At 68.9% G+C, this 25,214-nt stretch carries 24 protein-coding genes; 9 read left to right on the forward strand and 15 right to left on the reverse strand.

Annotated elements, in window-relative coordinates:
* The first annotated feature begins 9 nt into the window (after positions 1-9).
* The 8 genes from Q0Z83_RS19325 (at position 10) to Q0Z83_RS19360 (ending at position 9,999) form a co-directional block, all read left to right on the forward strand.
* Positions 10-888: a PrgI family protein gene (locus Q0Z83_RS19325; protein WP_317795350.1), complete on the forward strand. Its 879-nt coding sequence runs from the start codon at positions 10-12 to the stop codon at positions 886-888.
* Positions 885-2,600 (forward strand): VirB4 family type IV secretion system protein, encoded by a 1,716-nt coding sequence (locus Q0Z83_RS19330; RefSeq protein ID WP_317795351.1) that lies wholly within the window; start codon positions 885-887, stop codon positions 2,598-2,600. Before Q0Z83_RS19325 ends, Q0Z83_RS19330 begins: the two co-directional genes overlap by 4 nt.
* Positions 2,597-5,008, forward strand: a complete 2,412-nt coding sequence (locus Q0Z83_RS19335) for a type IV secretory system conjugative DNA transfer family protein (RefSeq protein WP_317795352.1) — start codon at positions 2,597-2,599, stop codon at positions 5,006-5,008. The genes Q0Z83_RS19330 and Q0Z83_RS19335 overlap by 4 nt, the downstream gene beginning before the upstream one ends.
* Before the next feature lie 184 nt (positions 5,009-5,192).
* Positions 5,193-6,083, forward strand: a complete 891-nt coding sequence (locus tag Q0Z83_RS19340; RefSeq protein ID WP_317795353.1) for a replication-relaxation family protein — start codon at positions 5,193-5,195, stop codon at positions 6,081-6,083.
* A 191-nt stretch (positions 6,084-6,274) separates the two neighbouring features.
* A complete protein-coding gene (locus tag Q0Z83_RS19345) occupies positions 6,275-6,979 on the forward strand; it encodes a hypothetical protein (protein WP_317795354.1) in 705 nt (234 codons plus the stop codon).
* Positions 6,980-7,064: 85 nt separating this feature from the next.
* A complete protein-coding gene (locus Q0Z83_RS19350) occupies positions 7,065-7,793 on the forward strand; it encodes a hypothetical protein (RefSeq protein ID WP_317795355.1) in 729 nt (242 codons plus the stop codon).
* Between the two features lie 269 nt (positions 7,794-8,062).
* Positions 8,063-8,953: a DNA-processing protein DprA gene (locus Q0Z83_RS19355; RefSeq protein ID WP_317795356.1), complete on the forward strand. Its 891-nt coding sequence runs from the start codon at positions 8,063-8,065 to the stop codon at positions 8,951-8,953.
* A gap of 107 nt (positions 8,954-9,060) precedes the next feature.
* Positions 9,061-9,999 carry a hypothetical protein gene (locus tag Q0Z83_RS19360; RefSeq protein ID WP_449701866.1) on the forward strand — a complete coding sequence of 313 codons (939 nt, stop codon included), beginning with the start codon at positions 9,061-9,063 and terminating at the stop codon, positions 9,997-9,999.
* A 160-nt stretch (positions 10,000-10,159) separates the two neighbouring features.
* Here the strand turns inward: Q0Z83_RS19360 and Q0Z83_RS19365 are convergent, their stop codons facing one another.
* The 6 genes from Q0Z83_RS19365 to Q0Z83_RS55800 form a co-directional block, all read right to left on the reverse strand.
* The gene (locus tag Q0Z83_RS19365; protein ID WP_317795358.1) at positions 10,160-10,621 is read right to left on the reverse strand and encodes a hypothetical protein; all 462 of its coding nucleotides are present in this window, start codon (positions 10,619-10,621) and stop codon (positions 10,160-10,162) included.
* 90 nt (positions 10,622-10,711) lie between these two features.
* The gene (locus Q0Z83_RS19370) at positions 10,712-12,217 is read right to left on the reverse strand and encodes an ISL3 family transposase (protein ID WP_317795359.1); all 1,506 of its coding nucleotides are present in this window, start codon (positions 12,215-12,217) and stop codon (positions 10,712-10,714) included.
* Positions 12,218-12,405: 188 nt separating this feature from the next.
* Positions 12,406-13,698 (reverse strand): GNAT family N-acetyltransferase, encoded by a 1,293-nt coding sequence (locus Q0Z83_RS19375; RefSeq protein WP_317795360.1) that lies wholly within the window; start codon positions 13,696-13,698, stop codon positions 12,406-12,408.
* A gap of 285 nt (positions 13,699-13,983) precedes the next feature.
* Positions 13,984-14,811, reverse strand: coding sequence for a metallophosphoesterase family protein (locus tag Q0Z83_RS19385; protein ID WP_317795361.1), 828 nt, complete (start codon positions 14,809-14,811; stop codon positions 13,984-13,986).
* 13 nt (positions 14,812-14,824) lie between these two features.
* On the reverse strand, positions 14,825-15,499 hold the full coding sequence (locus Q0Z83_RS19390) for a hypothetical protein (protein WP_317795362.1): 675 nt from the start codon (positions 15,497-15,499) through the stop codon (positions 14,825-14,827).
* Between the two features lie 176 nt (positions 15,500-15,675).
* A complete protein-coding gene (locus Q0Z83_RS55800) occupies positions 15,676-16,128 on the reverse strand; it encodes a YdcF family protein (RefSeq protein WP_378079278.1) in 453 nt (150 codons plus the stop codon).
* A 455-nt stretch (positions 16,129-16,583) separates the two neighbouring features.
* Between Q0Z83_RS55800 and Q0Z83_RS19395 the strand changes: the two genes are divergently transcribed.
* Positions 16,584-17,461, forward strand: a protein-coding gene (locus tag Q0Z83_RS19395) for an IS5 family transposase (protein ID WP_378079276.1) whose coding sequence is annotated in 2 segments (ribosomal slippage) — positions 16,584-16,980 and positions 16,980-17,461 — 879 coding nt in all. Because the reading frame shifts where the segments join, the coding sequence is not laid out codon by codon here.
* A gap of 18 nt (positions 17,462-17,479) precedes the next feature.
* Here Q0Z83_RS19395 and Q0Z83_RS55805 read toward each other — a convergent pair.
* The 9 genes from Q0Z83_RS55805 to Q0Z83_RS19435 all read right to left on the reverse strand — a co-directional run bounded on the left by Q0Z83_RS55805 (position 17,480) and on the right by Q0Z83_RS19435 (position 25,038).
* A complete protein-coding gene (locus Q0Z83_RS55805; RefSeq protein WP_378079279.1) occupies positions 17,480-17,869 on the reverse strand; it encodes an NUDIX domain-containing protein in 390 nt (129 codons plus the stop codon).
* Between the two features lie 148 nt (positions 17,870-18,017).
* Positions 18,018-18,380 carry a GNAT family N-acetyltransferase gene (locus Q0Z83_RS19400; RefSeq protein ID WP_317795363.1) on the reverse strand — a complete coding sequence of 121 codons (363 nt, stop codon included), beginning with the start codon at positions 18,378-18,380 and terminating at the stop codon, positions 18,018-18,020.
* Positions 18,377-19,588 carry an ISAs1 family transposase gene (locus tag Q0Z83_RS19405; protein ID WP_317789516.1) on the reverse strand — a complete coding sequence of 404 codons (1,212 nt, stop codon included), beginning with the start codon at positions 19,586-19,588 and terminating at the stop codon, positions 18,377-18,379. Before Q0Z83_RS19405 ends, Q0Z83_RS19400 begins: the two co-directional genes overlap by 4 nt.
* 114 nt (positions 19,589-19,702) lie before the next feature.
* On the reverse strand, positions 19,703-19,906 hold the full coding sequence (locus tag Q0Z83_RS19410) for a GNAT family N-acetyltransferase (protein WP_317795364.1): 204 nt from the start codon (positions 19,904-19,906) through the stop codon (positions 19,703-19,705).
* A 37-nt stretch (positions 19,907-19,943) separates the two neighbouring features.
* Positions 19,944-20,576 (reverse strand): AAA family ATPase, encoded by a 633-nt coding sequence (locus Q0Z83_RS19415; protein ID WP_317795365.1) that lies wholly within the window; start codon positions 20,574-20,576, stop codon positions 19,944-19,946.
* Positions 20,573-21,808, reverse strand: a complete 1,236-nt coding sequence (fxlM, locus tag Q0Z83_RS19420) for a methyltransferase, FxLD system (RefSeq protein ID WP_317795366.1) — start codon at positions 21,806-21,808, stop codon at positions 20,573-20,575. The genes Q0Z83_RS19415 and fxlM overlap by 4 nt, the downstream gene beginning before the upstream one ends.
* 111 nt (positions 21,809-21,919) lie before the next feature.
* The gene (locus Q0Z83_RS19425; RefSeq protein WP_317795367.1) at positions 21,920-22,561 is read right to left on the reverse strand and encodes a hypothetical protein; all 642 of its coding nucleotides are present in this window, start codon (positions 22,559-22,561) and stop codon (positions 21,920-21,922) included.
* 194 nt (positions 22,562-22,755) lie between these two features.
* Positions 22,756-23,859, reverse strand: a complete 1,104-nt coding sequence (locus Q0Z83_RS19430; RefSeq protein WP_317795368.1) for a protein-L-isoaspartate O-methyltransferase family protein — start codon at positions 23,857-23,859, stop codon at positions 22,756-22,758.
* 240 nt (positions 23,860-24,099) lie between these two features.
* Positions 24,100-25,038, reverse strand: a complete 939-nt coding sequence (locus tag Q0Z83_RS19435; RefSeq protein ID WP_317795369.1) for a hypothetical protein — start codon at positions 25,036-25,038, stop codon at positions 24,100-24,102.
* Between the last annotated feature and the right edge of the window lie 176 nt (positions 25,039-25,214).

Consider the following 25,214-nt stretch of genomic DNA (forward strand, 5'->3'; position numbering starts at 1 on the left):
GGTTCTGTGATGGATGATGATCTTCCGCGGGCGCAGGTGCCCGCCGACGTCGGTGCTCCGGACACCATCGCCTGGGGCCTGACGTTCCGCCAACTGTCCATCCTCGGTACCGTCGCCGGGGTCGGTTGGCTGGCCTACAGCCGGTTCGGGTCGCTTCTGCCCGGGATGGTGTGGCTGTCGCTGCTGGTGCCGACAGCCGGTGTGACGGTGGTCGTCGTGTTGGGCCGCCGTGACGGCCTGCCCCTGGACGTGTGGCTACGCCACGGACTGACCATGGCCCGCACCCCACGGCGCCAGGTCCCCGGCACCCCCGACCCCACTGTCCTACTGACGGGCGCGCCGAGACCACCGGCACCACTGCGCAGCCCGACGACGACGATCGGCGCCGACGGGACACTCACGGTCGACGGCACCGCCCGGCAGATGATCGCGTGCGGCACCACCGACATCGCGCTGCGCACCGGCACCGAACAGCAGGCGCTCTTGGACGGTTTCGGCGGGTGGCTCAACGCGCTGACCGGCCCGGCGCAGATCGTGGTCGCCGCACACCGGCACGACCTGACCCCGTGCGCCGAGAACCTGCGCGACGGCCTGGACCGGCTCCCGCACCCGGCCCTGCGAAAGGCCGCCGACGAGCATGCCGGTTTCCTGCTCGATCTGGACGCCGACCGGGATCCGCTGCGCCGTCAGGTCCTGGCCGTCGTCGCCCACGGCCCGACCGGCGACGCCACCGTGCGCGCGTTCGGTGCCCTCGGCGTCACCGCGACACCACTGGACGGCGGCCAGGTCACCGCGGCCCTCGCCGGTGCGGTCGACCCGTTCCACCCTCCCGCGCCGGGGCCGCGGGCGGTCCCCGACGTCCCGATCACCTTCAAGGAGACGACATGAAAGCACGCAGATCGGCGCCTTCGGCGGCCGCATTGCAGATCAACCCTCATTGGGTACGGGTCGACGACGGCTACAGCGCGACCTATTGCGTCGTGGGGTTCCCGGCCGAGGTCGGTGCCGCGTGGCTCAACCCGCTGCTGTCCTACCCCGGCCGGGTCACGGTCGCCGTGCACACCCGGCCGGTGCCCGCGCAGGTGGCGGCGCCGATGCTGGCCCGCCAACGGGCCCGGTTGGAGTCGACACGCCGGATCGACGCCGTCCGCGGCCGGATCACCGACCCCCTGGTGGAGGCGGCGGCCGCGGACGTGTCGGGCCTGGCGGAGCAGGTGGCGCGGGGTGCGTCGAAGTTGCACGAGGCCGGCTTCTACATCACCGTGCACGGCCGCACCCTCGACGAACTCCACCAGACCGCGGCCGGGGTCCGGGCCGCGGCGGCGTCGATGCTGCTGGACCTGCAACCGGCGACGTTCCGGCACCACCTCGGGTATACGAGCACGCTGCCGTTGGGTGTCGACGGGCTCGGCATGCGCCGGATGTTCGACACCCGGTCGCTGGCGGCGGCGTTCCCGATCGGTTCCGGCGACCTGCCCGCCCCACCGCCGGGCACGGTCGCGACCGCGGACGGGGTGCTGTACGGGGTGAACCCGAGCACGTCGGGGGTGCTGATGTGGAACCGGTGGGAACAGGACAACCACAACCAGGTCGTCCTGGCCCGCTCCGGCGCCGGCAAGTCCTACCTCGTCAAACTCGAAATCCTGCGCAACCTCTACCAGGGTGTCGAGGTCGCGGTCATCGACCCTGAGGACGAGTACGCCGTGCTGGCCGAGCACGTCGGCGGCGCGACCATCCGGCTCGGCGCCCCGGGTGTGCGGCTCAATCCGTTCGACCTGCCCGCCCACCGGCCGCAGACCGCGCTGCGCGACCACCAGCTGACCGTGCACACCGTGGTGCAGGTGATGCTCGGCGGCCTGTCGGCGGCTGAGCGGGCCGCCCTGGACCGGGCGATCGCCGGCGCCTACACCGCGGCCGGGATCTCCCATGACCCGTCCACCTGGGACCGGTCGGCACCGCTGCTCACGGACCTGGCCGGTGTCTTGCGAACAGACAAGGACCCGGTGGCGCAGCAGCTGGTGGCGCGGTTGCAGCCCTGGGTGACGGGTGCCTACAAGGATCTGTTCGACGGGCCGACCAGCACCGTCCCGGCCGGGCACCTGGTGGTGTGGAGTCTGCGGCATCTGCCGGACGAGTTGCGCACGATCGCCACGATGCTCGCTCTGAACCGCATCTGGGGTGACATCGACCAGCCCACCACCGACGACGGGACACGGCGACTCGTCGTGGTGGACGAGGCGTGGCTGATCATGCGCGACGGTGTGGGCGCCCGGTTCCTGGCCCGGATGGCGAAAGCCGCCCGCAAACGCCGGGCCGGACTGACCGTGGTCACCCAGGATGCCGCCGACGTGCTGAACTCCGAACTCGGCCTGGCGGTGGTCGGTAACGCGGCGACGCAGGTGTTGATGCGCCAGTCGTCGCAGGCCATCGACGCGGTACAGGACGCGTTCGCGCTCACCGACGGCGAAGCCCGCCTCCTGCTGTCCGCCCCACGCGGGGAAGGGCTGCTGGTCGCGGGCCGATCCCGGGTGCCGTTCCGGTCGTTGGCGTCGCCGAGTGAGCATCGGCTGGCCGTGACGGGGATCGGGGCGGACCAGTGAACAGCGTGGGGTGGCAGTTCGACGGCATCCCACGGTTCCTGGCGTGGGTGGTGGACCGGCCGTGGCTGGCCGCAGTCGCCGTCGGCGTGCTCACGGCGTACCAGATCGGGGTCGCTCGTCTGCGGTTGTGGCGGCATCGCCGCCTGCAGGTCGGGGCGCGGTGGGTGATCATCGCGGCGCCGCCGGAAGTGGAGCCGAGCGGTGCGGCCGCGTTGTGGACGTCGATGGCCGGTGTCCTCGCGTCGGGCGGTTGGCGGCGGCTGGTGTACGGGGTCGGGCATGTGGTGTGGGAGTACCTGTGGGTGGGTCGGACGTTGACGATCCGGCTGTGGGTGTCCGGCACCGTGCCCGACGGTGTGGTGGAGAACGCGGTCCGGGCGGCGTGGCCGTCATGCACCATCACCGTCGCCCCGGAGCCGGGGCCGCCGATCCCGAACGACGTGGTGGCGCAAGCCGGTGGCGGGCTGTGGCTGCAGCATCCGGAAGCGCTGCCGCTGCGCACCGACCACGACGCCGATCCGCTGCGGGCGCTGCTGGCAGCCGGGTCGGGGATCCGGCACCGCGAGTGCGCGTGTGTGCAGGTCCTGGCCCGCCCGGCCACGGCGCGACGCATCCGCCGGGCGCGCCGGCTCGCCGCGGCACCGAACGGGCAGTCCGATCGGCTGGTCGGCGGAGTGGTGCGGGTTCTGATCGAACCGTTGTTGTGGCTGGTGGAGGTGCTGGTTCCGGGACCGCCCCGGAAGGTGTCGTCGGCGCGGCCGGTGGTGCGGGATCCGGTGGCCGACGCTCGGCAGCGCCACGTGGTCGAGAAGGCGGTGCGGGTGCCGCACTTCGAGATCGCCGTCCGCTACGCCGTCGCGAGCACCCACCCCGGGGAGAGGACGCAGGCGCGGCTGGTCGGGCTGGCGCACGGGTTCGCGGCAGCGGCGGCGACCTACACGCGCCCGAACCGGCTGCATCATGTTCGGGTCCGGCGTCCGGTGGCGGTGCTCGCCGGGCGGCGGTTGCGGCGCGGGTTCCTGGCCACCGTGGAGGAACTCGGTGTGCTCGCCGGGCTCCCCCAGGATCTGGCGGTCCCCGGGCTGGACCGGGCACGGGCCAAGGCGATGCCGGCACCGGCGTCGGTGCCGGCCGGCGGCCGCAGCGTGAAGGTCCTCGGCCGCGCCCAACTCGGCGGGCATGCGGTCGGGCTGCCGGTGGTCGACTCCCGCCAGCACGTGCACCTGATCGGTAAGACCGGGGTGGGCAAGTCGACGCTACTGCTGAACATGATCATGTCGGACGTGCACGCCGGTCGCGGGGTCGTGGTCATCGACCCGCGCGGCGACCTGGTCCTCGACGTCCTCGACCGGCTACCCGTCAGTTGCGCCGATCGGGTGGCGATCATCGACCCGGACCAGCCGAACCCGGCGCACTTCAACCCCCTCGATCACGACGGTGACCCGCACCTGGCCGTCGACAACCTCGTCGGCGTGTTCGCCAAGATCTTCCAACGGCACTGGGGACCGCGGATGGACGACACGTTGCGGGTGTCGTGCCTGACCCTGATGCGTCACCCGCAACCCACGTTGGCGCTGGTGCCGCCGCTGCTCAACGACCGGACGTGGCGGGGCCGGTTCACCCACGACCTGTCGGATCCGGAGGGTCTCGGCGGGTTCTGGAGCTGGTATGACTCCATGAACGAGGCCCAACGCTCGGTCGTGATCGGCCCGGTGCTGGCCCGGTTGCGGCAGTTCCTGCTGCGCGACTTCGTCAAAGACGTCATCGGTACGGCCCACACCTCGCTGCGGATGCCGCAGATCCTCGACGGCGGCATCCTGCTGTGCCGGCTACCGAAGGGCATGCTCGGTGAGGAGACCACCCGGATCCTCGGGTCGCTGATCGTCGCCCGGACCTGGCAGGCCGCCATCGGCCGCGCCGCCCAACCGGAACAGCAGCGCCGCGACGCGACGCTGTACATCGACGAGGCGCACAACTTCCTGAATTTGCCGGGGTCGGTGGAGGACATGCTGGCCGAGGCCCGTGGCTTCCGGCTCGGCCTGGTCCTGGCCCATCAGAACCTGGCGCAACTACCGCGGGAGACCGCCGACGCCGTGTCGGCGAACGCCCGCACCAAGATCGTGTTCAACGTCGACCCCGCCGACGCGCGCGAACTGGGCAAGCACACCGAGCCCGAGTTGGCCGCCCACGACCTCGCGCACCTGGACGTCTACACGGCCGCCGGCCGCCTGCTGGTCGGCAACCGGGAACTACCGGCGTTCACGTTCACCACCAACCGACCCAGCCCACCGCTCGGGCACACCGCACAGATCCGGGAACGGCACGCGCAGCTGCACGCCCGTGCCGGCGGCGACACGCCGATGCAGCAGGTCGCCCGGCAGGCCATGCGTCGCCGCAAGAACACCTGAACCACGAGTGCGTTCGGGTCCGCGTTCGGCCCCGCGCTTGGCCCCGCGCCCCGCCCGACGGCGAAACGCCTACCCGAACGCACCCTCAATGTGTCGGTGACCTGCCGTTATGACCTTCATCGGTGGGTGCTGACAATCCGGACTCCCATACCGGGAGTGCTCTTTTCTCTGAGAGGGGGCAGCCGTGCCTGCCATCACGTGGATCCAGCAGATGCTGGCCTTCTACTCCCACCTGACCGAACGCGACCTCAACATCCTCGCCCTACTTGACGAACACCGGGTCCTGACCACCGACCAGATCACCCGCTTACACTTCACCGCCACCCGCACCTGCCAGGACCGACTACGCCAACTGCAGCACCTCGGCCTGCTCGAACGATTCCGCTACGCCCGCACCGGAGGCGGCGGCGACCCCTGGCACTGGACACTGGGCATCTACGGAGCCCGGTTCATGGCCGGCACCCACGACCGGCCGATCCCCACCGAACGCGCCCACCGCGAACAACTGCTGCGGCTCAGCAACCACGTCAACCTGCGCCATCTCCGGGAGGCCAACGAATTCGGCGTACGCCTAGCGCAGCGGGCCCGCGCCGACCCGCAGATACGGATGGTGCGGTGGTGGTCGGAACGCACCGCGACGGCGCGGTTCCGCGGTGTCCATCCCGACGCCCACGGCCTGTGGGAGGTCTCCGGACGGCTGGTGGGCTGGTTCCTCGAATGCGACATGGGCACCGAGTCACTGCCGCGGCTGGTCGCGAAACTCGCCGCCTACGAGAACCTCGCCCGCTCCGACGGTCCCGCCTACCCCGTGCTGTTCTGGCTGCCCGGCGACATCCGCGAAGCGAACCTCCACCGGCTGCTGCGCCGCCACTCGCCGCCGGTGCCGGTCGCCACGGCCACCCATGACACCGACCCGGCCGGACCGGTGTGGCTGAGCGTCGACGGCCGACGCCGGACACCGCTGGCGGACCTGTCCAGCGACCACGGGCGGCCGGTGGCCGGAAATCCCAACTGGATCGACGGCCAGTGGGACCTGTCAGAACCTGACACCGCAGGTCACAGCGATCTCGACTAGCGGGCGCTGTCAGGTGGCGACGCTATCGTCCGGGGCACCTCTTTCTGTTTCTCACCGCCTCGTTCGTCGCCCGCTGCGACCCGCTTCACCCCCCGTGGCCCACCCTTGTCGGTCGGCCATGGCCCCGGTGGCGGTCGCCGGCCTTCGGTGCGGTTTCCCGATCCGCGTTCCTGCGAAGGGAGCACTCCGCCTTGTCCACCCCTGCTTTCACCGTCGTCGTCTGCGCGGCCGCCGATCGACCGCTCGACTGGTTCACCGCGTCGGAACTCATGGACGCCCACGACCTGCCGTCCGGCACCCCGTGCCCCCACTACCCCGTCCGCCGACGCCGGCTCATCGGCTGGTTCAGCCGCTGGTCGGCGCACCACCTGATCGCCGCCGTCCGCCGCAACGGCGCGGTCACCCGGACCGCCGGCGGCCGTAGGAACCGCCTCGACCTGCACCTGGCCGCCCGCCAGGCCCATCGCGCCGCCCTCATCCGGTGGCGGCAGTGGCATCGGGCCGTCAAAGGCACCCCGGCCGCCCGGCCGTGGACCCACTTCCTCGAGCAGCACCGCACCGACCCCGACGAGGTGTCCTACGACGAGGCGGTCGCCCGGTTCGAGGCCCAACCCCGAGTCCTGGCCATGCTCGCCTACAACGCCCACCCGGCCCGGCCGATCACCCTCGACCCGAACGAGCTCGACGCCTACCAGGCCGGTGAGGACACCTACACGGTCCTGCACTGGCAGCGGGCCATCACCGGCGACATGCTCGTCACCGCCGACGGACGGCTGCTGCAGCCGACGTCCCCGACGGTCGCCGACCGACTGCACTACCTGCGGGAGGCCTCCGCCTACCTGCACCGGTTCCCGGCCCGCGGCAGATTGCTGGCCGTCCGGATCACCAACCCCTGAACCCTTCCCCGGGTACGAGCAGCCGGTCGCGAACCTCCGCGGCCGGCTGCTCGCCGTCTCCCCTCACCGACAGGAGCAACCGACGATGCCGTACGACCCCGTCCTGGCCGCCATCGCCACGGCCACCAACGAAGCCCTGACCGAACACGTCTGGAACTACGACACCACCGACGGCGACCCCGTCACCGACATCGCCGCCGGCCTGACCCGCGCCGCCTCCGAGTTCATCACCGCCGCCGACATGCTCACCCGCGCTCTGACCCAGGTCGCCGACCTCTGCCGACGCAACCTGGTCACCGTCACCGGCCACGCCACCGTCTACCCCGGCACCCTGCGCTCCGACGCCACCGGCCTCAACCAGCTGATCGAACGGTTCGATCACCACCGCGAAACCCTGCTCACCCTGTACGGGCTGTGGCGCCGCCACCGGCCGACCAGCCGCGACCTGCGCCGCCACCACCTGCTCGTGCAGCCCTACGACCCCGACCACGGCATGGTCACCCTCGCCACCGACGAAACCGGCCTCGCCTGGTTCGTCGTCGCCGACCCCACCGCCACCGCCGCGTACGGGCTGACCACCCTCGGCGGTGTGATCGGCAGCATCTGGTCCAGCCGCGACGGCTGGCAGGCCACCGCGTTCACCGACCCGACCCACCGCAACACCCCCCAGGCCCATCAGCTGCCGCCCGCCGCCGACGAACACGCCGCCTGCCGCGCCCTGCTGCGCTGGTGGGCCTTCCAGCAGACCCCCAACGGCGCCGGCCGCACACCGGCCGACCTGACCCCCGACCAGCGGGCCGCGCTCATCGCCTGAACCCGATGACCTGACTCCACGCCGCACCTGCCGGAGCCTCACCCGCGGCGGCTGCGCTCGCCCGTCTCGGCGTGCACCGGCCTGCGACCTTCCTGGTCGTACTCCGCCGGCTGGCCGCCACCCGCGCCGCCGAACGCTACCGGCCCACTCACTGAATCTCTCCGCGATCCACAGGCCGTTGCCCGGCCGACCCCGCGCACCCACGCGCAACTCCCGGGCACGGCCGACCAGCCGTGCCCGGGAACCGTCCCTTCCCTTGAGGAGTTCCCGTGGCATCCGACGATCACGACCGGCTGGCCCGCATCGCCATCACCTACCTCACCAGCCCCGGCGACCCGCACATCCACGCCCAGGTCACCGCCGACGGCCCCGTCGCCGTCTACCGACACCTGGTGCAGACCGGTGCCGGCTGGCAGCGCACCGCCCACGTCCGCCGCGCCGTCGCCGCACTGCGCACCGCCCGGTGGCGGCTGCTCGTGCCCGGCGAGGCCGACTGGCCCACCGGCCTCGACCGGCTCGCCGACATCGAGCCCACACCCGATACCGCGATCAGCGGCTACGCCCCGCCGCTCGCCCTGTGGGTCAGCGGCGCCGCCGACCCGACCACCGTGTTGACGAACGCGGTCACGATCACCGGCTCCCGTGCCGCCACCGCCTACGGCCTCCACGTCGCCGGTGACATCGCCGCCGGCTGCGCCCGAGCGGGCTGGACCGTCGTGGCCGCCGGCAACTTCGGCATCGACGCCGCCGCCCACCGCGCCGCCCTCGCCGCCGACCACCCCACCGTCGTGGTGCTGCCCGCAGGTCTCGACCGGCCCCACCCCGCCGGTCATCAGCATCTGTTCGGCTACATCCGCAGCACCGGCCTGCTGATCAGCGAAGCCCCGCCCGGCACCGACGTCGTCCGCCGCCGGTTCCCGGCCCGCCAGCGTCTGCTGCCCGCACTGACCGCCGGCACCGTCCTGGTCGAGGCCGCCGCCCGTACCACCGACCCGTTCACCGCCGTCACCGTCGCCACCGCCCTCGGCCGAACCGCCATGGCCGTCCCCGGCCCCGTCACCTCCGCCCAATCCGCCGGCTGCCACCAGATGCTCCGCGACCCGCGTGTGCACCTGGTCACCGACGCCGACGACGTTCTCACCCACCTGAACCAGCGATAGCCCCGGGGTTCTACCGACCACCCCTTCCGGGTGGCCGGTAGGCCCTTTTTTCGTTTACGGCACCGGAAAGGAACCCCGTCGTGGTCCGCAAACTGGTCATCGTCGTCGTGGCCGCGCTGGCGGCGATCCCCACCATCGCCGTGACCGCCCTCACCGGCCGGTACTCCACCTGCGGCCCCACCACGCCGGAACAAGGCGGGCAGTGGAGTGCCGAACAGGTCACCAACGCGCGGATCATCGTCCGGGTCGGCCGCGACCGACAGATCCCCGCCCGAGGCTGGGTGATCGCGGTCGCCACCGCCCTCCAGGAGTCCGGGCTGCGCAACCTGCCCGGCGGCGACCGCGACTCCATCGGCCTGTTCCAGCAACGCCCCAGCCAGGGCTGGGGCACACCGGCACAACTCACCGACCCCGCCCACCAGGCCGACCGGTTCTACACCCGACTGATCACCGTCGCCGACTGGCAGCGCATGCCACTCACCGACGCCGCCCAAGCCGTCCAACGCTCCGCCTACCCCGACGCCTACGCGAAATGGGAAGGCGACGCGACCTCACTCGTACAGCAGCAGACCACGCCGGACGGCGACGCCGGGCTCGGCTGTCCCGTGGCACCGGGTACCGCGCAACCGGCGCCCCGCAACGCCGACGGCTCCTGGCCCGAAGAAAGCTGCTCGATCCGTCCCGACCCGACCACGAACACCGGCTGCGTGACACCCCGCCTGCTGCACCTCGTCCAGCAGGCGACCGCCGTCGGCTTCCCGGAGCCGGACTGTTACCGGGTCGACGACCACGGCGAACACCCGAAAGGCCGCGCCTGCGACTGGATGATGACCTCCGGCGGCGAAGCCTCCGGAACCCGCAAGGCACTCGGCGACGCGATGGCCGCATGGGCGGTCACCAACGCCGACCGCCTCGCCATCCGATACGTCATCTGGTTCCGCCGGATCTGGACCCCATCGGAAGGCTGGCACACCTACAACAACCCGTGGGGCGGCGACGACCCGTCCGGATGGCACACCAACCACGTCCACATCAGCGTGCAGTAAAACCGTTGAAAGTTCCATCTGACGCTGCTGACGCACGGTACCAACGTTGCTGTGGCTTCGTTCGCGACTTTGGGGCTCTGGCGCTGGAATGGTGAAGTTCGCCAACGCCGAGGTGGCGGGACTCCAGCGAAGATGACCGCCGGTGTCGGAAGTCGGCGTGTTAGGGGTGTTCGCCACTCAGGACGCGGAGTTCTTCCTCCGGGAACGCCTTGCCGTCCCACAGTCGCTGGTAGCCGGCTGCGCCATGCTCATCCCATACGGCTTGAGCCATGCTCAACACCGCCTGGGTCACCACGTCCACATGTGTTTCGCCTGTCCAGCGGAGTTCTGCTCCTGTCCACCGATCCGCGGCGTATAGGTCGGGCACGTAAACAACATCGACGGAAACCTGCTCGACAGCGGTCCTGAACAGGAAGAAGTGAGCGGAGGGTTCACCGGAGAGCTGTGCGATGGTGGCGCTCGATCCACGCTTCAGGTCGACTGCCGCCCGCATGAGGCTTAGCAGCCCATGGTCGAGATAGGACGTACGAATCTCCACGACGTCGTCGTCGGCGGTCCAGGTCAGCCATGCCCAGCCTGTGTCGCCCAGTGCCCAGTGCAGGTCGAGCTGTTCGATACTCACCGACAATGTGTACCGCAGGTCGGCAGCTCCACGATCTTGAGACGCTGATCCGACCTCTCCAAACGGGGTTACTGGCGACGCTTGGACTGGTCAAGGCGCCAGAAGGATCCGCTTTCGGAGTAGATCGAAGTTCGCGCGTCCGTACATCTGGCGTTTGATCATCTTGATGCGGTTGACGTTACCTTCGACTGCCCCGGAGCTGAAGGGCAGGCTCAGCCCGGCGGTGACTGCGGCGAGGTCGGCGTTCAGTCCGGTGGCGAACCGGCTGATTCCGGGCAGCTCGGCCTGTTCGGCCGCAGTGATCCACGCGGTGAGACGTTCGCCGTGCAGGTGCGCCATCATGTCGGCGAACGAGCGGACAAGATCGACAGCGGATCGCAGCTCCGGACAGCGGCCGAGGATATTCCGGAGCTGTTCGGTGTCGCGGCTGACGAGGTTGTCCGGGTGCCGGCAGATCCATCCGGTCACCTGCCGGACCGATGGCGGCCGGGGCGCTCGGGTCAGATCGGGTCTGCTGCGGTACTGCTCGACGAATTTGCGGACGATCGGGTAGCTGCCGGTGAATCCCTTCGCGGCTATTTCCCGGTAGAGGGCGCTGGCATTGAGGCAGCCTTCGCCGATGCGCCGGGCCAGGTAGGGCTTGAACGGGTCTACCAGGCTCGGACGCGGTTTCTGCCCGACCACCAGTTCCTGCCAGGTGGCGGCGTGGGCGTACTTCGATACCGTCCGATGCGACCAGCCGAGATGCCGGGCGATCTGCCGGAATCCGGCGTCTTGCTTCAGCAGGTCGTGGACCAGGGCGTGATGGGCGCGGCGACGGTCGGCCATCGCCCCGGTCGGCTCGGCAGCCTCCACTTCGCCAGATTCATCGAGCACTGTGTCGACGGGCTCGGCCAGGCAGTTCTTGTGCCGGGCGACGCATTTCTCAACGGCTGTGGCCAAGTTCTGCCAGAGGTGGAATCGGTCCGCGACCTGCACCGCTTCCGGTGCCGCGGTCCGGGCCGCTTCGGCGTATGCGGTAGCCCGGTCCCGGCAGATCACCGCCGGCTTCGCGTGTTCCTGCAGCCAGGCCGTCACCGGTTCGGCATCCCGTCCGACCAGCACGTCCACGACCTTGCGGGTCTCACAGTCGATCAGCACGGTGCCGTAATGGTGGCCGCGTTTGATCGCGAAGTCGTCCACGCCGAGCACCGTGATGTCACCGACGGGTGGATCGGGTAGAGCACGGACCAGCCGAAGCAGCCGATCTCGGCCGGTCGGCATGCCCAACGTTGAAGCCAGCCGGGCACCCGCCCGCCCCGCCAACGCGAGTCCGATCGCCGTGAACATCCGCCGTAGCCCTTCACTCATACGTGACCAGCGACGAGTCAGCCCGTCGACCTGTTCGACGAAGGTCTTGCTCCGGCACTCCAGGTTGTCGCAGAAGAACCGCCGAACCCTCAGCAAGATCCGTACCACCCGCCCCGCTACCGGCGTATCGGCCAACGTCCGCTGATACCGCGAATGGACTCGCGACGACGTCCTCGAGCAGGCGGAACACACTCCCTCGTTCCGACGCACGGCGGCGACGAGGACCAGTTCAGCGTCGGCGTGCACCTCTTCGATCTCGATGCCGACCAGATGAGGAAGAAGCTGCTCGACAGCATCACCCAGCGGAACAACGACTCATCGCCCAAGATCAATCACACAGTTTGCGCCAGAGCCCCAAACTCGCGAACAAACCATTGCTGCAATCGCTGGCAGCGCTCTCTCATCGAAAGCAGCAGATCAGGCAAAGAATAAGGTCAAAAGCCAAAAGTGTTGAACGGTTCAGGATCAACGCGGAAGACACGGGCGGTATCTTTCACCGCACCGAGCCGGTGAGGTCGGATGCGTCCTGCTCCGGCCAGCACGGCAGCGGACATACCGCCCAGATACAGGGAACTCAACGACTGGATGTCCATCGTCAGGTCCGGTCGCACGTCCATGCGAGTGCAGGTCGCCTCCTTCGGTGATACCGCCAAGCGCCATGCGCCGACATTGTGCGGGCACATGCTGTCGTCCTCGATGGCGAAGGTCAGCTCAGCGGTGGTGTCGTAGGCGCGTGCGGTCAAGGCGGCCGGCAGGTCGAGGATGCGCAGCCAGAGGTTGTCGGACTGCCGGGTGATCCGCATGGCGCGTGGATTCCGCAACATCCAGCGCAGCGGTTCGTCTATCGGCCGATTCGGCGCAACGATCTTCCGGGTGAGGTCGAAGTCAGTCAGAAGCATCCACATCGCGCGGTAAGCATCCTGCGTCAAGGCTAGGAGTCCTTCGACGACGAGGGCTCCGGTGTGTTCTGGCAGTGGCGACCATGGAAGCCGGAAGTTCGCGACGCCGTCAAGGTTGCCGTCCGCGTCACGGTGCACCAGGTACCGCATCGGCCCGTCAGTGCCCGCGGCCTCATCGGACAGGCCATCCCACCGATCCGGATCGGGCGCGAGTTCGCCGATCTGGCGTTGCCGGATCTGCTGATGGATCAGCGGCCATGCCTGCCGTGCCACCGCAGCGCCCACCAACTCCAGCGACCCCACCGAGGGCTCACAGTTGATGAACCTGGCGTCGTTGCGGTCCAACTCCCAACGGGCGCGCATCGTCGCCGGGGAGAAACCGAAGCGTCCGTAGATGCCGCCCTCACTGGCGCTCAGAGCAGCCAACGGCTCGCCGCGCTCCAGAGCCTCGTCGAACATCGCCTGCATCATGCCGCGCAGCAGGCCGCGCCGGCGGTGGGTCGCGATCACGCCCGTCGCCGTGACACCACCGAAGGGAACGGCACGCGGGCCCGGCACGGTGATGGCCAGTGAAAGCATCGCCGAGCCGCCCACCAGCTTTCCGTCCACGAAGGCGGCCTGCGGATGGAAGCCGTCGGCCATCACCTCATCGGCCCAAGCTTCCAGCTGCTGCTCGGTGGCCGGCGTTCTCGGCGGTGGCCACGCTTCCGGGCCGCCGTGCCACGATGCGGGTGCCGGCTCCCAGTTCGGCAGGCCGTTCGCGTAAGGCAGCACCTTCAGGTACTCGACTGCCTCAGAGCGTTCAACAGGGCGGATCTCGATCTTCACTCTGGGTATCCTTCAGCGCCCTCGACGCGACGGCAACGAAGATTCAGCCCCTGTCACCGAACATCTCTGTGACGACCCCACCTGGCACGGCATCCCCGTTCGCCACCTCGAACGCTCCTGGCCGCGCAGGGCAGCACCAACCGGCAGATCGCCACCAAGTCGTACGTCACGGTCAGCACCGCCGAGCTGCATCTGACCAAGGTCTACCGCAAACTCGACGTCACCCGGCGAGCCGACCTGCTGGTCAGGTTCGGCGCTCTGATCGGGGGACCCGGTATAGACGGCTCAGCCGAGGATCCGGCGCAGGCGCCCCGGCGGGGTGCCGCGAAGGCGCCACTCCCGCGGATAGCCGACCGAGACCTCCTCGAAACGCACCCCGTCGTAGTACGTGGTCCGCGGGATGTGCAGATGCCCGTAGACCGAGACCGCCGCCCGGAACCGGACGTGCCAGTCGGCGGTCAGCTCGGTGCCGCACCACTGGGCGAACTCCGGGAACCGCAGGATCCGCGTCGGCTCCCGGACCATCGGCCAGTGGTTGATCAGCACCGTCGGCCGGTCACCGGGGATCTCCGCGAGCCGTTCGCCGGTCTGCGCGACCCGGTCCCAGCACCACTGTTCCCGGCTCGGATGCGGATCCGGGTGCAACAGGATCTCGTCGGTGCACACCACGCCGGTCTCGTACGCGTACGCCAGCGCCTGCTCCTTGGTGGTGTGCCCGGGCATCCGGAACGAATAGTCGTAGAGCAGGAACAGCGGCGCCACCACGGCCGGCCCGTCGGCGCCGGGCCACACCGGATACTCGTCCTCCGGGGTCACCACCCCGAGCTCCCGGCACGCCTGCACCAGCTTCCGGTAACGGGCCTCGCCGCGCTCCTGCACCGGATCCTCCCGCGGCGTCCACAGCTCGTGGTTGCCGGGCGCCCAGATCACCTTCGCGAACCGGCCGGCGAGCAGCCGCAGCGCCCACACCACGTCGGCGAACATCTCCCCCACGTCACCGGCGACGATCAGCCAGTCACCGTCGTCCTCCGGGTGCAGACTCTCGACGACCTCACGATTCTCCTGGTAGGCGACGTGCAGGTCACTGATCGCGAACAACGTCGGTGCGGGCATTCGATCAGGCTAGTCAGTGCGGCGCGGGTCGTCGTACCCCTAGAGCATGCGTGGCCGGCATCTCAATCGAGTCGGTAACCGTGGTTTCTGTCGGCCATCCTGCGATCTGGATCCCGTCGTCGTAATCGGCGCTGTATACGGTCCAGGTTCCCCGATAGGTCAGCCAGTCTACGTCGATCCGGGCCGGCACGCCGATCTGGATCGGAAGGGGCCCGGTGGGAACGAGGTCGTCGTTCAGTTCGCCGACTATCTCACCACCACATCCGAGCCTGAAGTTGGCGTAGGCCACGTCCAAGCCGGACGGAAACTTATCCCACCAGGGCTTGGCTACGGCAACGCCGACCAGGTGAAGCGAGGTCTCGCACGAGGTCCAATACTCGCAGTGACAGGGCTCGGATGCTGCACGCTGGGCGGCAGCGCGCCCGGCCGAAAACGGGATGTCGTGAAAATACTCCCTGCCTGCGGCCGAGCGCCGGCCCATCCGGTTCAGGATCCGCAGCAGTTGGTTCTCGCGGAACTGCAGCTCACCGACGAACTCGGAGAACCACCAGTTGGCGATGGTCAAGCCGAACCGACCGGCGTCGCGGCGGTGCTCGCCGTAGCGGCGCATGATGTCGTCGGTGCAGCCACCTTTGAAAATGCCGTTGTCGAAAGCGATGACGTATAGGTAGCCAGGGTTGGTGAACATGGCGGCACGATACGCGGCAGGTACAACATTCGGCTCTCGTGACCGATCCGTCGGTGGGGACCATATTATCGAGTGGCTGAGTGAAGGAGGGTAAGCAGCAATCAGAGCTTGCCCGATGATCACATGCACTCATCTCGGCCAGATCCGGACGCCGCTAGCGATCGAAGAACATCACTTTATGTAGCCGATGGTCTCTGTTTACTGGCGTCGGCCCATCCGCCAGCTCGCTGCGGAGCTCGCGGATGTTGATGGCCGCTGTTTACTCGTCTGCGTACTTGGCTCGGCACCGCCACAGCGACTTCTACGCTGACAAGAGATCTTGAACAGAAACACTTGACAGGGAAGACTACAGCGATCACCGTTCGTATCGATCTGAGCCGTTCCTCGATGAGAGGGCGTGAAAGAAGGACGTTCTCCACCGAGGTGCGCGAACGTCGTTCGACAAGCAGTAGCTCCGGCTCGATCCCCTGCGCATGGAGCAGATGCGCGTGCACCTCACTTTCAACATGAGCAGGTCTGCGGCGGTTGGGGCCTCCCGTGAGAACAATCAACGGCGCGAGCCCCGCCCGAAAGGCCTCGGCGGCTGGCGAGACAGCTTCGGGCAGGGTTGATCCGAATACAAAGATCAGGTCGGCCTTAGCCCCGGAGTTGAGGCGTCGACAAAGTCCGCCACCCGGTCATCAGCGACTGACACGTCGACTCCTTGCTATTCGGCCGCTACTGGAGTTAGCGGTGGATTTCGGTCCGCCTGGCAGATGCCGCACCGGAGAAGATGGAGCGCGGCGTCTGTTCGATAGCGCGGTCGGAAGGCGGCCCACCCAGCGCCACCTGGGGGCTATGGACCGGCGTCGCCGGGATCGCAGCAGCCAGTGGTAATACGACCGGCACAGCGCGCCCATCATGGCTGTATAGCGGGCCGTCGACTGACCTTCAAATGGCCGGCCTAGGCCGTGTATCGAAGTCGGTGGTGATGGGTGGAGAGGATCACGCGCGTCGTTGATCGATAGACGGCGAGGTCTCCGGTAGACGGTTTAGCGACCAAGCAGAACCGGAGACCACCGGAGACCTTGTGGACACCTTAACGGTGACGCGGCGGTTCGACCTGACCGAGGTGCAGTGGGCGGCGCTGGAGCCGCTGCTGCCCTGCGGTCGTAGGCCGGGCCGACCGTCGCAGTGGACGAAACGGCAGCTCATCGATGGGATCCGGTGGCGGATCCGGGTGGGTGCCCCGTGGCGGGACGTGCCGCCGGCGTACGGGTCGTGGTCGGCGGTGTATGCGGTTTTCCGGCGCTGGCAGCGTGACGGGACGTGGGCTCGGATCCTGACCGCGTTGCAGGCCGTGGCGGACGCGGCCGGAAGGATCGTGTGGGACGTGTCGGTGGACTCCACCGTTGCCCGGGCGCATCAGCATGCCGCTGGTGCGCGTAAAAAGGGGATCTGCAGGCCGAGCCGCCGGGCGGGACGGGTGTCGAGCCGGCCGATCATGCGTTGGGGCGGTCGAGGGGTGGGCTGACCACGAAGGTGCATCTGGGGTGTGAGCAGGGGCAGAAGCCGCTGTCGATCGTGTTGACCGCTGGGCAGCGCGGGGACAATCCGCAGTTCATAGCGGTGATCGAGGGGATCCGGGTGCCCCGGCTCGGTGGCGGCCGGCCGAGGACCCGTCCGGACCGGGTCCTGGCCGACAATGCGTACACGAGTAAGGGCACCCGCCGTTACCTGCGCCGCCGCGGGATCAAGGCGACCATCCCGTCGAAGGCCGACCAGGACGCCAACCGGCGCAAACTCGGGTCGAAGGGCGGTCGGCCACCGGCCTTCGACCCGCAGCTGTACAAGCAGCGGCACGCTGTCGAGTGCGGGATCAGCCGACTCAAACGCAACCGGGCAGTCGCCACCCGCTGCGACAAGCTGGCCGTCCGCTACGAAGCCACCGTGACCATCGCCGCGATCAACGAATGGCTCTAACCGACTTTGATACAGGTCCTAGGATGAGGTCCCCCGGTGGGCAGCAATCGCCTTCTCCGCCCACCGGGAAATCAGTCTTCCGTCGGGCAGTCCGGAGTAGTCAAGTGGCGTCCAGCAGGCCTCCGCTATTTCTCGATTCGGCTTCAATTTAGGCGACAACGCAACCCCTCTGAAAATTCTCAGAGAATCCCGCTTTCCCTCCAGTTCCGTGAAATGTTCATCGAGTACCTCGACTGCTCCGATGAATTCGATCCCCAGCTCTTCCCTGCACTCCCGGCGAACAGCGCTCTCGGCTGACTCCCTGCGAGGGTGGTATCCGCCGCCAGGCAGTCCCCAGCGCTGCTGGTCGGTGTAGGAGTGCCTGATCATCACGCATAGCCCTGGTTCGGACGGATGCAGGATCAACACCTTGACGCCGAAAGTCCTGGGCCGGACGACTCTCCAGTACGTTTGCAGGGCCTTGCTGAAGAGGGCGACGGCGAAACGTGGAATGCCTCTCAAGAGTTCCCGCCAATCTCCATTGCAGTGTCGCGCCGATCATCACATCGGCGACGCTTCAGATCACGCGAACGCACGGCCGTTGGAATTCGTACCGCTCTTGGACTACCTGGTACTGCTCGAACGTTCCGGCGAGTACCGCTCCGGCCCGTACCAGCAACCGCCGGCAGGTGGCGTTGGCCTGCTGGGTCGTGGCAATCAGGAGGTCCTCGTTGGTGTGCCGGAAGAACCAATCGCGGATCAACTGCACCGCCTCCAACGCGAAGCCGTTGCCGCAGCACTGCCAGCGCAGTTGGAAGCTGACTTCCCAGGGGCCGCGTTTGCGTGCCAGGGATCCGCTTCCGACCACCTGACCCGTGACAACGTCGACGATCACGAACTCCCCCCACGCTGGTGCGGTCACCTTGCGGGCCAGGGTCATTGCGTTCTCGGGTAGCTGCTGGTCACAGCGATAATTAGGTCGTGTGATCGGCGGTTTGCTTGGCGGGTGGCGCGGGCGATGTTGGTGGCGCCGGTGATCCGGTGCCAGCCGATCGCGGTGTTACGCAGGGTCGCGATGACAGCCGGTCCGGTGCCGGTCCGGGCCTGGTGCAGATCTTCACGGAACGTGACGTCGCGGACATGATGGATCTTGTTTTCGATGTGCCAGTGCCGGCGGATCCAGGTCTGCAGATCGCGGGCCGTGGCGTGGCCGGCGGGCAGCGATACCGTCAGGTAGGCGGTCTCGCGGCTGGTCCGGCCTGCGATGATGCGGGTTCGGGTGATCCGGACGGCCTGCTGCGCGTGTGGAAAGGCGATGCCGCCGGGTGTGGCGACGGTGACGGCTTTGACGGTGCGGGTCTCACGGCGGCCGTGACCACGGTCGCGGGTTCGGTCACCGACCGGTATCTGCGCCCAGGGAAGCCGTTTGAGCTGTTTGAACAGGGTCGGCTGGTTGCCCTTCACCTGGACGAGCAGGTGTGCGTTGCGGGCGGTGACCTCGTCAGCGTGTCCGGTCTGGGTGTGCAGGGCATCGGCGATGAACAGCACCCCGGCCAGGGTGCCGAGCACGGTCTCGACGGCGTCGAGCAGCGGCACGAAAGACGTGATCTCGTTCGACTTCGTGTCCACCGTGACCTGGGCAATCACCAGCCCGGTGGAGGTATCCAGAGCAGATAACAGATGCACCTGGCGGCCGTCGCCCAGACGGGCGCCGCGCAGCGTCTTGCCGTCCAGGGCGATCACCCGGCGATACCTGCGCGACGGCGATCCCGGCCGCTGGGCGCGGGTATGCAGCCAGCCGGCGAGAACGGTGGCCAGCAGGGTCGGATCGAGACGGATCAACAATCGCCACATCGTCGTGCCGACCGGCACGGCGTCACCGAAACCGAGACTGGTCCGGGCATGTCCTTCGAGGTCATGGAGCCAGTCGGTGATCGCCGCGAACGAGGACGCACCGGCCATGACCGCGCAGACCGCGACAGCCAGGACTGCGGACAGCGGGTAACGGATTCCGCGCGGGTCACGCGGGTCCGGAATCTTCGCCAACGCTTCCAGCAGGCCGTTGCGTTCACCGGCGGTGACCGGGACCGGTGCGGCGGTGGTGTGGGGTGTCGTGACGGTCAGTGCCGTGATGAGAGATGATGCCATCGGCGGGTGGGGTCTTCCTCGGAGTCGTGAAGCGTCGCAACTCCATGATCACCGATGCGGCCTCACCCGCTTCTTATGCCTCTACAGAGGCCACTCACACCGCGAATCCGCAGCTCAATGCCTTACCATCAGACTACGCAATCGCCCTGCCTTGCGGGCGGCCCGCGCCGCTGCGGTCGCCTCGTCGGCAGGTCCGCCGAGGTAGCGGCGTACCCGCGTATCGGTGGCCATCTCGATCAGTGCCGGCTCGTCGCCGGGGGCGGGCGGGCGCAGCCGCACCCGTTCGCCTTCCAGCGGCGGCCACAGCCATTCGGTCACCGCCCACCCCTGGGTTTCCATCGCAGCGTCAAGGTGCTCATGATTCTGTCGGCACGGTGGTGGCGGCGGCCTTTTCCGTGCACCGGGCGCATCTGGTCGGGCAGGGCGCCAGCGGGGCGGCCTGAGCGAGGCCGCTGGCGTGCAGGATCGTCATCACGACGTCCGCGAAGCCCATGTCTTCGGGGATCACCTGTTCCCCCGGCACGCCGAGCAGATCCTGTCCCGCGTACCAGCTGCGCATCGTCTCCGGCTCGACGGGGATCGGTTCAGCGCGGCGCCGGTGCCGGCGCACCGTTTCCTCGAACGACACGTCCATGAAGTAGCAGGCGGTCCGGCCGGGATGCTTGGCGATCAATTCTCGGAGGGGATCGCCGTACTGGCCGGTGTGCAGGATCCCTTCCAAGATCACGTGGTAGCCGCCGTCGAGCGCGGTCTGCACCATCGTGGCGATGAGACCGGGAGCGACCCGATCGCTTCCTCCGCCGCCGCCGTGCTCGCGCAGGATGACACGCCTGACCATGTCCTGCTCCACGAGGGCCAGGCCGCGAGCCCCGTATCGGCGGCGTACCTCGCGGGCGGTGGTGGTCTTTCCGCTGCCGCTGTTGCCGCGGATCACCAGCAGCAGCGCCGACCCCGCGGAATTGCATTCGACGCAAGGCGCGGCGGTCATCGGTGTGCTCTCGGCGCCGGCCAGGTCACGGCGATGGTGGTGTGCCGGCGGGCCACAACAAGTTGCGGCTGCCCGGTCGCCGCCGGTGGGGTGTTGCCGTCGGGATGGACGGTGATCTCCGGCGTGACGGCGTGTCGATAGTCGCGGTCCCAGGCGGTGGTGAGGTCGAGCAGGTCGGTGGTGAGCGTGTGCGCGTCGGATCCGAAGCCGTGAGCGCCGAACTGCCACAGGTTATCGCCGATCTTGCGCATGGTCAGGTAGGCGAAGCCGTCGCCGAGCAGGGTAGGGCAGGTGAACCGGTCCTGCGGGTCGACCAAGCCCTCGGTGCGTTGCCGGTCGACGGCAAGGGCACCGAACGGCCGAGGCTGGCTGGACAGCCAGAGGTGCAGGCTCTCGAAGGCGCCGGGCTCGTCCCCGGTGATGGTGACAGGCGACCACACCTCCAGCCGCGGCCCATCGAGAGCGCTGGCGAGCGCGTCGGCGTCCACATCGACAGGGTCATCGAGAAGCAGGACGATGTCGTTGCCGCGCAGGGGGATCCGGCGGGCGAGCTGGCTGCGCTCACCTTGCATGGGGACGAAACCACATTGAAGTGCCCTGCTCGCGGCGAGGTGATCGTAGCGGCGGTGCAGGGTGAGGCAGCGGGTCAGCGTCCGCATCCGCAGCGGCAGGACGATCCGCCCGTCGGGGGCGAGTTGTGCGACCCAGAACGGCGAGACGTCGCCGGCTTCCATGGTGATGATGATCGCGTCGTAGGGGGCGCCGGGTCGGTGCCCGAGGTCGCCGTCACCGTGTACCACCTGTACGTGCGGGTAGCCGGCCCGGTCGAGGTAGGTGCGGGCGAGTCTGGTGATATCGGCGTCGATGTCAACGGTGACGACGAGTCCGTCCGGGCCGACCAGCTCGGCGATCAGGGCCGCCTGGTAACCGCCGGAGCCGACCTCAAGGACCCGGGCGCCGGGCTTGAGCCCGGCCTCAGCGAGCATGAAGGCCTGCACCCATGGAGCGGACACCGAACTCGTCGTCTTACCGTCCAGTCCGCGTTTGGTCGCGACGATCTCGTCCGCGTACGCCTGTTCCATGCTGACCGTGTCCGGTACGAACAGGTGCCGCGACACGCTGCGGAAGGCGCGCTCGACTGCCGGGGTGCGGGTCCAGCCCTTCGCCGTCAGGTGTGCTGCCAGGTCGGCGCGCAGCCGGTCTGGTGGGGTGCTCTCGACCGTGGTGTCCACTACTGGTCGTCCTTTCCGGGGACGTTCGGTGGTTGTCATGGGGCACCGTCTGGTGCTGGATTGCTGGGCGAGGGTGGGTGCCGTGCCTGGCGCGGCGTCAGGGGTGGGTGGTCAGGACGCCGTCGGGCAAGATCGGCAGGGGCCAGTCGGCGGGCACCCGCCAGGTCGTCCAGTCCTTGGCGAGGAGTCCACGTCCGGCTTCGGCGAAGGCGAGGCCCGCTGTCGGACCGCCTGCACCCGCTCGTGTTCGTCGTCGGGGACGAGGCCGACCCGGCGGATCTGCTCGTACTCGGCTTCGTCCTTCCACCGCCAGGTGTTGCCGCCCAGGCCGGTGATCAGGTCGAGCAGGAGATCGCACGTATCCACGAAGGCTGGCCGTCGGGTCACCGGCCGCTCGAAATTGATCTTCCAGTGGCCGGGGCTGCCGTCGACGGGCTGGTAGTGCTGAAGGCTGAAATCGGGGTCGAGGCCGATCCAGGTGACGACGATGGTGTCGCGCCAGACCCAGCGGCCGAGCTCCCAGTCGCCGTCAATCAACTCGGTGACCGCCTGCCGGCGGGCCTGTTCACCGGCGCCGGTCGAGGACTTGATCCAGTTGGCCAGGGTGTAGCCGGCAGTGCCGGGCCAGGTCACGAGGATCAGCTGGTGGCCGTCGTCGGCGAGGACGCGGTGTGGGGCGGCGGTCCAGACCTTGCCGTCGCGGACGTCGCGTCGGACGACGGTCGAACCGGGTTCGAAGACTGCAGGTGCCATGGGGAAGGCCCTCCGTCCACGAAAATGAACACCCGGTAGGAAGAGAAGCGGTCGCGGCACCGTGGCGGCCAGGTGCAGGGGCTGGCCGGCACGGATCATCGAGGTCGCCGCGGGTGCCCCGGATGTGTCCAGCAGGACGACGTGAACGACGCCGATGGCGCGGTACCGACTGGTCACGGCAGCGTCCTTCCGCCTCAATGATTTGGCTGCCCGGGACCGGGGCCCGCGGGGAATCCTTGCTCCGCGGCGTTTCCCGGTCGGGACGTCACAGCGCCCTGGCTGACCTGCAAGTTCCAGCCCGGCAGGCCGGGGCCGCCGTATGGCACGAGGGTGCAGGGAAACGACTCGGGCACCGGGCGGCCGTCCTGCTCCCACCCCGCCAGCCAGGCCCGCAAGGCGAACAGCGACGGCGAGTCCTCCCGATCGGCGACGATAGCCCCATCGGTCAAGATCATTGCGGCGGAGCGTGGCGTCGTGTGCCCGAGCCCGCGGATCTCGTTGCGCAGCGACACGGCGCTCAGCTGCGGGTCGCTGAGCGCGGCGGTCCAGGTGTACCAGGAACGCCAGTCCTGCTCCATCTGCCGGTACGTGGCGGTGTATCCGGGGTGCAGCAGTTGGTGGAGGGCCTTGCCGGCACCGGTGTGCTGCGGGGTGTCAGCAGCACGCCAGCAGATACCGATCCAGGACGGATCGGGTTGATCGTCGCAGTAGTCGACGAAGCGGCCGGGGACGGTCTGGGCGTCGTCGACCGCAGTGGGGGTGCTCTGGGCGTAGCCGCCGCCGGTGACGGCCTCGATACGAGGTCGCCCGGCTGTGACGGTGATGGTGGCGATCAGCGTGATCGATGGCAACGCCGCGATCGGCAGGCACGCGACGAGCCGCCCACCGTCCACGACCTGCGCGGTCCACGACCGGCAGAGCCTCGGCGGGGCACACCACGCCACCACGCGATCGACAGGCCCATCGGCGGGAACACCGGCCAGCCCGTCGCCGACCCGGAAGTCGACGCCGATGATGCCCCGCTCGGCGTGGATAGCCCTGGCTCGCCGGATGAGTTCATCGCTGATGTCGACACTGGTCACCCGGCCACCCGGCGCGCACAACCGGGCCAGCAGGGCGGCGCTGTAGCCGGAGCCGGTCCCCACCTCCAACACCCGATCGCCCGGCTGCACCTGCAGAGCGGCCAGTTCACGACGGATCGACTCCGGCGCCGAACGGTGCACGGTCTCGCCCCAGCGCTCGTGACGGTGGAATGCCTCGGCCGGTTCGGCGTCGAAGGCTTCATCGAAGTCTGTCATGGCCCCTCCATCCACAGGCGTCGCGATAGTGGTTGATGTGCCTGGTCAGCGGCAGAGGACGGCGCTGCCGCCGATATCGGTGATGCGGCCTAGAGCCGACCCGTTGCCGGTCCGCACGGCCCGGTAACGCGGTCTCCCGAAATGGACCGGTGCGACCGCGATCAGACGGAGGAAGAAGAGGATGCCCTGCTCGGTATGCCTGGCCGGGCAGGGAGCGTGTCGGCTCGGTCGCCGGGCGCGTCATTGTTCGACCATGGTCAGGAGGTCCTCGATGAGCGGCTGCAACGCGTCCGCGCGGGCCCGTTGCCACCGCCGGTGGGTGGGCATGCCAGGGTGAGCGGCCAGCGTCGAGTTCCGGCGCCACATGCCGGCCTGCGCGACCACGAATCGGGCGGCCTCGGCGAGCTGGCCGGCCAGTAGACCCCGTGCCTGCCGCCGGACGGTGTCGGGTCCCTCGGCATGGCCTGCCGCCACTACGTCGGCGGCCAGCAACGCGTGATCGAGCCACGGCGCACCCGCGGCGCCGGAACCCCAGTCAACGAGCACGGCGGCGCCGTGCGTGGGGTCGATGATCGCGTTGTCGGCGCGGATGCCCTGGTGCGTCAGCCACTGCCCGGCCGTCCACTCCCGCCACCCCGCCGTCGCAGCGGCAAGTCGCTCGACGTGACGGGCCTCCCAGCTGATCAGCGCGTCCGGCTCCACGGCCGGCACGGTCCAGCCGTCAAGATCGGGCAGCCGATCGAGTACCGGCGGCACACCGGCCGGGGCAGGCACCCGCGCCACGGCGGCGCAGGCCCTCGCCACCGCAGCCACCGACGTCGTCGTCCAGGGCGGCCCGACGACCGACCCTGGAACCGGATCCGTGACCAGCGCTATCCAGTCGCCGATGTTGATGACCCCGCGGAGACGGGCGGCGAGAACGGTGGCGGGCAGGACCGAAAAGACGGCGGCTTCCTGCTGGTAGAGCTCGTGTGAGCGGGCGTTGACCGGCCTGCTGATCGCTTTCACGAAGACCGCATCGTCGTTGCCGAACGTCACCACGGCAGCCGGACCGGGGGTCATGCCGCCGTGCACATCGCGGACGGCGACGATCGGGCTGCCGACGCACTCTTCGACCGCTCGAGCCAACCCGGCGGGCACCGTCTGCCACGAGGGACGGGTCGTGAACACCGCTGTCATCGGCCGGGCTTCCGGTGCCAGCCGTGTCCGCCCCGCGCGATCCCACCGACATGAAGTTGATGCGGCGGCATAACGTCGTCCAGCGGGACGGGACCATCGCGGCCGGGCCGGGCAGGTCCCGCGTTGCTGATCATCGTGCCCGGCCCGGGGTCGCTCGTGTGCGGTCGTTCGTCATC

This window comes from Actinoplanes sichuanensis, from assembly GCF_033097365.1.
Taxonomy (GTDB): Bacteria; Actinomycetota; Actinomycetes; order Mycobacteriales; family Micromonosporaceae; genus Actinoplanes; species Actinoplanes sichuanensis.

What these genes read in the sequence shown, in the direction of transcription:
- Q0Z83_RS19325 (WP_317795350.1), top strand. Translation starts at nt 10, where the DNA reads ATGGATGATGATCTTCCGCGGGCGCAGGTGCCCGCCGACGTCGGTGCT.
- Q0Z83_RS19330 (WP_317795351.1), top strand. Translation starts at nt 885, where the DNA reads ATGAAAGCACGCAGATCGGCGCCTTCGGCGGCCGCATTGCAGATCAAC.
- Q0Z83_RS19350 (WP_317795355.1), top strand. Translation starts at nt 7,065, where the DNA reads ATGCCGTACGACCCCGTCCTGGCCGCCATCGCCACGGCCACCAACGAA.
- Q0Z83_RS19385 (WP_317795361.1), bottom strand. Translation starts at nt 14,811, where the DNA reads ATGCCCGCACCGACGTTGTTCGCGATCAGTGACCTGCACGTCGCCTAC.
- Q0Z83_RS19390 (WP_317795362.1), bottom strand. Translation starts at nt 15,499, where the DNA reads ATGTTCACCAACCCTGGCTACCTATACGTCATCGCTTTCGACAACGGC.
- Q0Z83_RS19400 (WP_317795363.1), bottom strand. Translation starts at nt 18,380, where the DNA reads ATGACCCTGGCCCGCAAGGTGACCGCACCAGCGTGGGGGGAGTTCGTG.
- Q0Z83_RS19405 (WP_317789516.1), bottom strand. Translation starts at nt 19,588, where the DNA reads ATGGCATCATCTCTCATCACGGCACTGACCGTCACGACACCCCACACC.
- Q0Z83_RS19415 (WP_317795365.1), bottom strand. Translation starts at nt 20,576, where the DNA reads ATGACCGCCGCGCCTTGCGTCGAATGCAATTCCGCGGGGTCGGCGCTG.
- Q0Z83_RS19425 (WP_317795367.1), bottom strand. Translation starts at nt 22,561, where the DNA reads ATGGCACCTGCAGTCTTCGAACCCGGTTCGACCGTCGTCCGACGCGAC.
- Q0Z83_RS19430 (WP_317795368.1), bottom strand. Translation starts at nt 23,859, where the DNA reads ATGACAGACTTCGATGAAGCCTTCGACGCCGAACCGGCCGAGGCATTC.
- Q0Z83_RS19435 (WP_317795369.1), bottom strand. Translation starts at nt 25,038, where the DNA reads ATGACAGCGGTGTTCACGACCCGTCCCTCGTGGCAGACGGTGCCCGCC.